Here is a 726-nt window from a genome sequence, read left to right as displayed (position 1 = left end):
ACCGTCAAAATATTATAAATAATAATGATTCAGTTGATATTAATGACTTCATGCTGACACAAAAAGAAATGTTAGACATTCTTAAGCGTATGCTTGAAAACAATCAGACAAACCATGCCGAGTTGATGAACCAATTGGCAAAAATGGGCGTTATGAATCAATCTGCCGAGCCAAGCACATTTAGTCCCGACACCGCACTTAGTGCGCCATATACACCTGAAGGCAGCAGCACTCCCCAACAGACAAGGTTTAGGATGAATCAAGACGGTACTGTAGGCGTTGATTATGTACCGCGTCCAGATTTAAAGCCAAACAGCCCAGAAGCACCAAATAAGCCCGAAAAGACAACACCGAGCAGACAGGAGAGTCCGGACACGCCAAACGCACCGAATAGCCCTAATTCTCCCAATACACCGAATGAGCCGAACAGTCCGAATAGTCCAAACAATCAACAAACGCCAAAACAGCAAGAAAATGGCCTTTGTTCGTTGTTTCCAAACATCGCAGCGTGTGCAGATATGGGCAATGCAGAAGAAAAAGATCTAAACATTCCGCAAAACGATCAAGATATAGGCACTCTGAAACCGTTGGAACACTTCCAGACGGACGGTGTTTGTCCAAGGCCACAATCATTTGATTTTGGATTGTTTGGCCGATTCGAAATGGGTTATGACACAATTTGCGACATTGCACGAAAAATCAGGCCAATTTTGATTTTAATTTGCA

At 43.1% G+C, this 726-nt stretch carries 1 protein-coding gene; it reads left to right on the top strand.

Annotated elements, in window-relative coordinates; translation table 11 throughout:
• Positions 1–726: IgG-binding virulence factor TspB family protein (locus HMPREF2661_RS08820; protein ID WP_283140445.1), on the top strand; the 726-nt coding region annotated here is incomplete at both ends.

Source organism: Neisseria sp. HMSC061B04 (assembly GCF_001836705.1).
Taxonomy (GTDB): domain Bacteria; phylum Pseudomonadota; class Gammaproteobacteria; order Burkholderiales; family Neisseriaceae; genus Neisseria.
The sequence above is the reverse complement of the archived record's forward strand: the minus strand, read 5'-3'. Positions and strand labels throughout refer to the sequence as shown.